4 protein-coding genes and 2 pseudogenes are annotated in these 5,847 nt (G+C 40.4%); 4 read left to right on the top strand and 2 right to left on the bottom strand.

Going from position 1 to position 5,847, the window contains the following annotated elements:
- Together DW650_RS18990 and DW650_RS18985 are read left to right on the top strand one after the other, a co-directional pair.
- Window positions 1–904 (top strand): Ig-like domain-containing protein (locus tag DW650_RS18990; RefSeq protein WP_199654336.1); only part of this gene is annotated, 904 nt, incomplete at its 5' end.
- Between the two features lie 510 nt (window positions 905–1,414).
- Window positions 1,415–2,344 carry a hypothetical protein gene (locus tag DW650_RS18985; protein ID WP_118210859.1) on the top strand — a complete coding sequence of 310 codons (930 nt, stop codon included), beginning with the start codon at window positions 1,415–1,417 and terminating at the stop codon, window positions 2,342–2,344.
- A 69-nt stretch (window positions 2,345–2,413) separates the two neighbouring features.
- Here DW650_RS18985 and DW650_RS18980 read toward each other — a convergent pair whose 3' ends face one another.
- Both DW650_RS18980 and DW650_RS18975 read right to left on the bottom strand, forming a co-directional pair.
- Entirely contained in the window at window positions 2,414–2,860 is a 447-nt protein-coding gene (locus tag DW650_RS18980) for a GGDEF domain-containing protein (RefSeq protein WP_158576254.1), read from the bottom strand.
- A 4-nt stretch (window positions 2,861–2,864) separates the two neighbouring features.
- Window positions 2,865–3,422 carry a hypothetical protein gene (locus DW650_RS18975; RefSeq protein WP_118210857.1) on the bottom strand — a complete coding sequence of 186 codons (558 nt, stop codon included), beginning with the start codon at window positions 3,420–3,422 and terminating at the stop codon, window positions 2,865–2,867.
- 53 nt (window positions 3,423–3,475) lie between these two features.
- On the opposite strand from DW650_RS18975, the pseudogene DW650_RS18970 reads away from it, so the two are divergent.
- Both DW650_RS18970 and DW650_RS20700 read left to right on the top strand, forming a co-directional pair.
- Window positions 3,476–4,096: pseudogene (locus tag DW650_RS18970) on the top strand (MFS transporter); the annotation flags it as partial.
- A pseudogene (locus tag DW650_RS20700) lies at window positions 4,080–4,945 on the top strand (PfkB family carbohydrate kinase). The pseudogenes DW650_RS18970 and DW650_RS20700, both read left to right, overlap by 17 nt.
- The last annotated feature ends 902 nt before the right edge of the window (window positions 4,946–5,847 follow it).

The raw sequence follows: 5,847 nt of genomic DNA, 5'->3' as shown, positions 1-5,847 counted from the left end.
ACTCAAATATACTTCTTCTGATACGAAAGTGGCAGAGGTTTCTGCAAGCGGACTTGTCACTGCAAAATCGGAGGGTGAAGCAAAAATCCGGGCTACGGCAACGGACGGCAGTGATGAATATGCAGTCTGCTATGTGACTGTCACCGGAAAGGCGAAAGTAACAGGAATAACTTTAGATAGGACATCAGCAGAGGTAAAAAGAGGAGAGAAGCTCACCTTAAATGTAACTGTATCACCGTCTTATGCGTCCAACAAAAAGGTAGTCTGGAAATCGGCAAATACAAAGATTGCCACCGTGGATGCCAACGGTAGTGTGACAGCAAAGGCACCGGGCCGAACGAAGATCACGGTGACTTCGTCTGAAAACAGCAGTTATCAGGCATCCTGTACGGTTACAGTACCATATAAAATTACCTACAAACTGAATAAAGGTAAAAACAATGCCTCAAATCCGTCAACTTATTATGGAAAGAAAGTAACACTGAAAAATCCGTCACGCAAAGGATACGCATTTGCAGGCTGGTATACGGATGCAAAATTTAAAAAGAAGATCACAAGTATCAGCAGCAGCGCAAAATCCGATTACATTTTGTATGCAAAGTGGACAAAAGTAAAAGTGGCGAAGGCTTCTCTTACGTCTGCGAAAAACAGCAAGAGTAAACAGATCTTACTGAAATATAAGAAAGTATCCGGCGCAAAAGGTTACGAGATTTCTTACAGTACGGATAAAAAATTCAAAAAGGCGGTCACAAAGAAAAATACGGCGAAGACATCCTATACCATAAGCAAACTGAAAAAAGGAAAGACATACTATGTGCGTATCCGGGCTTATAAAGTGGATTCCATAGGCAAAAAAGTGTATGGAAAATATTCGTCCGTGAAAAAAGTAAAAATCAGCAAATAGAAAAATTTAAAGTGTGTAACTGTCAGAAAATGACAGGGAAGACAGTGTCCGGATTGATATTCAGCCGGACACTGTCTTTCTTTAAAAATAGCAGCTTGTTTTGTTACTGTTCACTCGGCACCTGAACACTTTGCTGTTCAGGTGCGTATGAACGTGATGTGGGGGTGAGCAGCCCCTTTTGCGAAGCAAAACTTTACATGGGGCTGCGAAGTTACAGTCCGCAGGGTAACCTGTGAACAGTAACTTTGTTTTTGTACAACCTGCACAAGAAATTTCAAATTGGTTGCATACTAAGGATGACGTATGGTAAAATAAATCAAAGCATATTTCTACGATGCAGACATCTATCCGATGCCATAATTATGAATCCGGCAATTCTGTCTGCACGACTATCAGGATGTATACATCCGTCTAAATTTCAAAAAACATTTCAGAAATCTATGCTTTTTATCCACAAAAATGAAAAGCAGGAGATCTGGATGAGCCTCCTGCACACAGGAGGAACTGAATATGAAGAAGAGCGAGCAGGTATCAGAAAAGATACCGACAGCCAACCGTCAGTACAAAGACACTGTATTCCGCATGCTGTTTTCAGAGAAAGAAAATCTCTTATCCCTGTACAACGCAGTGACCGGAAGTCATTATCAGAATGCGGAAGCCCTTAAGATTGTCACGTTGGAAAACGCGATCTATATGGGAATGAAAAATGACCTGGCATTTATGTTAGAGACGAATATTTATCTCTATGAACATCAGTCGACGATCAATCCCAATATACCATTGCGGGATCTGATTTACATAGGAATCGAATACCAGCAGTTTGTGAACGATAAGTCACTATATTCGTCAAAGCTGCAGAAGATTCCGGCACCGAAGTTTATGGTGTTTTACAATGGAACCGATGACGTAGAAGACCGTATGGAACTGAAACTTTCATCAGCATATGAGCATCTGGCAGGAGAGCCGGATTTAGAGTTAAAAGTTCTGATGTTAAATGTGAACGAAGGACACAACAAAGAACTGATGGAGCAGTGCCAGACATTGAAGGAATATGCCATTTATGTTGCGAGAGTCCGAAAATATGCATCAGAGCTGAATCTGAATGATGCAGTTGAAAGGGCGATCACGGAATGCATTAAAGAAGGAATTTTAGTGGAATTTCTTCGGAAGAATCGCTCGGAGGTAAAGATGGTGAGTATATTAGAGTATGATAAAGAGTGGGAAGAAAAGAAACTCCGAAAGGCAGAATATGAAGCTGGTAAAGAGGATGGCAGAAATGAGGGAATCGAAATCGGCAAAAACGAAGGAATTGAAATCGGTAAAAATGAAGCTATAGCAGAAATGATTCACAATATGGCGAAATGCGGTTATTCCATAGATAAAATCGCCGAAATAACCGGCAGAAGTACAGAACAGATACAATCGATAATGGACAGATGAGCGTAGTAATAACAAAACAGGAGAAAATCTTTTATGTGAAGATTTTCTCCTGTTTTGTTTAAGTATGATTCATCCTTTCCTGCGGTTATGATTCTCATAATATACCAGCTTATCCTGATACATCTGCTTATCGATACGGTTCATAAAATCATCCATTGTCTCGACACCCAGGTTGGAGACTGCATATCCCATAGAGGCTGATAACTGATATGATTTGTCATTTGTCTGGTTTTCTTCCTGAAAATTCTTTTTTGCGCGCTCAATCAGTTCTGGGATAAACTGCTCATCCGTTGTGTTTAACATTACAACAAACTCATCGCCTGCATATCTGGTTACTACGCCATATTCGCTGAATGATTTCCGAAGCAGATCAGCAACAATGATCAGTGCAGCATCTCCCTCAGAATGTCCGTAGTTATCGTTAATCTGCTTGAAACCGTTTAAGTCAATCATGATACCTGAGACCCAGACGCCTTTTTTCTTACAAGCCTGTTTTTGCAGAAACTCCAGATACACACGGTTATACAAGCCTGTAAGACGATCTACAAAAAATTATTTCATTTTTCAGTGCTGTCATGATTCCCGCGATCGCAATGGATGTCCATGTAATGGCAATCTCTACAAAAAGTGCCTGTACAACTAACCCGAATATAATAGGAACGAGAAATACCCGTACAGGAAACAGTTTCAGCGTACCAACTTTTTTGCGGCACCTGCCATATAAATACAGGCTGTCCAAAATATAAAAAAATGCAAAGAACAGGAAAATGCTATACGCTGGTCCCCTCTGATATACGCCATCCTTACTGTTAAATACCAGCGGATAGAAAATGTTGATGATCAGCAGAATACAGGCAACAAGTGCAACTATCCGGTACATTTTCTTACGTGTATCTGTAAAGGGGATATTCATGTGCGTCATTATAAATTGTGCCCACGAATAGCCAATCAGTACATTTCCTAAATAGAGCCACGAGCCGCTTACGAATACAAGAATTTCTAAAAATATACCATAACTGCCGTTAAGATAGAAAACGCAGCAGTCAGCAACATTAGAAATAGCCGTAATTCCCATCATGCGCAGAACAATCTGCCAATCAAAAAATTAAAAAACACCTTTTGACACCCGAATCCTTATATGGAAGAAACGCAGACATTCTGTATTATTTTACATACGTGGAGGGGAATGCTTCTTATTATACAACGTATTCCATGTGTATCATTATTCCTTCTATCATTGGGGCAGCCTGTTTCCAGCCAGTATTTCGCAAATTGAATAATAAAGGCAGAACGGCATCTGTTTTTGCATTACTTACAGGAATTGCAATGCTTACAATGTTTTTCTTTAACGCAAAGGAATCACCGGTTGTTTTTTATACTTTATCCGGTCTGACACAGTTTTTCTTCTCTGGATTTAATACTGCAATTTATGCGATCATTCCTGATTGTGTGGAATATGGGGAGAGGAAAACAGGGCTTAGAAATGATGGCTTTCAGTATGCGTTTATTTCACTGGAAAATAAGATCGGAATGGCGGTCGGAACCTCACTTTTAGCAGGATTACTTGGAAAATACGGTTATGTTGCAAATCAGACACAAAATGCAGCAGTACTTTCTGTTATAAAACATGCATTTACTACAATTCCAGGAATACTTTGGATCGTGACAGCGGTCGTACTGTTTTTCTACCGGTTAAATAAAAAACGTTATAACGAGATTGTGGAGGAACTGAAACATGGAAAAAAAGGTTGATATTGCCGCATTAGGCGAACTGCTGATCAATTTTACGGAAGCAGGATACAGACAGGATGGAAGAAAACTGTTTGAACAAAACCCAGGAGGTGCACCGGCAAACCTGCTGACAGATGCGGTCATAGAAGATCCAGCTTATTTTACAACGCTGGCATTTGTGGAAAACGATGAAACTGGAGAACGGAAATTTTCTTTTGCAAGAAAACCGGGAGCAGATACACAGTTAAGAAAAGAAGAACTGGATCAAACATTAATTTCTGATTGTAAGATTTTCCATTTTGGATCGCTGTCGCTGACCGATGAGCCGGCGGAAGGTGCAACGATCAAAGCAGTGAAAATGGCAAAAGAAGCAGGTGCACTTATTTCATACGATCCGAATTACCGTCCATCTTTGTGGAAGAGTAAAGAAATCGCAGTTGAAAAATGAGATCGGTCATAGAACTGGCAGATGTCATGAAAGTGTCCGATGAAGAGAGTATACTCCTGACCGGTGCAGAAAGTTATGAAGATGTAGCGGACAGACTGCTTGCCATGGGACCAAAACTGCTTGCAGTCACACTTGGAGAAAAGGGTGTGCTTATGGCAACCCAAAATAGAAAAGAGATTATAAAAGCATTTAAAACGAAGGCAGTTGACACGACCGGAGCAGGAGATTCGTTCTGGGGTGGTGTTTTATGTGGGATTCTTTCTTTGAATAAACCCATTGAGAAGCTGGAGTGGGAAGAAATCAGAAAATGTGCCGTTTTGGGAAATGCGGTTGCCGGATTGTGTGTACAAAAGAGAGGTGGGATACCTGCCATTCCGTCAAAAGAAGAAGTGCTGGCATTAATGCAGAAGTCAGGGTGTTAAAAATATAATTGACATATGAAAATAGATGTACTATCATCAAGTTGGATGTAGGTACATCTATTTTTGCGTAAAAAAATAAACATGAACTGTCCGCCAAATGCTGGTTTGTTGAGGCATGCGTCGCCCATCCAAATGGTGTTTCGTAGGCTTGTGAGTGGCGTCTTGCGCAAAGCCGGAGTAATTTTGGTTCCGTTGTCCGAAAATAAGAAAAGTCTATGTATGCCTGAATTAGATTTTCGCGGAGTGACGTGAACGGCAACAACGAGTCATCCATGACTCGATGCTGCCTTGTTCTGCCATCCGTGGCAGAACATCACTGTGTGTAGGCAGGCATACCAAGATTTTCTAATTTTCTCCCAAAGTCACAAAATTAGCTTCGGCTTTGCGCAAGATGCCAGACTTCAGGTTATGAACACCATTTGGGTGGGCGGTTCATCTCAAAATTGGGGGCGTGGGTGTGAATTTTTGATATTCGCACGAATGAGAATATGCTTAAAATCCTAATATGCTGTATCATTAATATTTAGCCTGATGACTTTCCAAAATTTTCAGCTGCTGCATTGTATTACATGAAATTTTTCGTAAATTGCCAGATTAATAACGCAGAATATTTTTTCAAATGTGTATGGCAATAAATATGGGCATAGTGGTATATATCGAGGTTTTTGCCAGTGTTGTCAAACAAATAATAAACCATTGAATATAGTTATTTGGAAATCTTTTTTTAATCAGATTCAGACACAAAACACTAAAAATTTACGCACCCCCAAGGTTGTAAAATGAGTTCCCCGACGAAGGGTGGTTCACAACCTTACGGCTGGCAAATCGCATCAAGCCGGGTTCCGTTTTGTGACTTTGGGAGAAAATTAGAAAGTCTTTGTATGCCTGTTCACAATACAGTG

Origin of the sequence: Roseburia sp. AM23-20 (assembly GCF_003470905.1) — a bacterium.
GTDB classification, from domain to species: Bacteria; Bacillota; Clostridia; order Lachnospirales; family Lachnospiraceae; genus Roseburia; species Roseburia rectibacter.
The sequence above is the reverse complement of the archived record's forward strand: the minus strand, read 5'-3'. Positions and strand labels throughout refer to the sequence as shown.

Excerpts from the sequence above, each read along its gene's own strand:
- DW650_RS18975 (WP_118210857.1), bottom strand. The coding sequence starts at position 3,422 with ATGATGGGAATTACGGCTATTTCTAATGTTGCTGACTGCTGCGTTTTC.
- DW650_RS18985 (WP_118210859.1), top strand. The coding sequence starts at position 1,415 with ATGAAGAAGAGCGAGCAGGTATCAGAAAAGATACCGACAGCCAACCGT.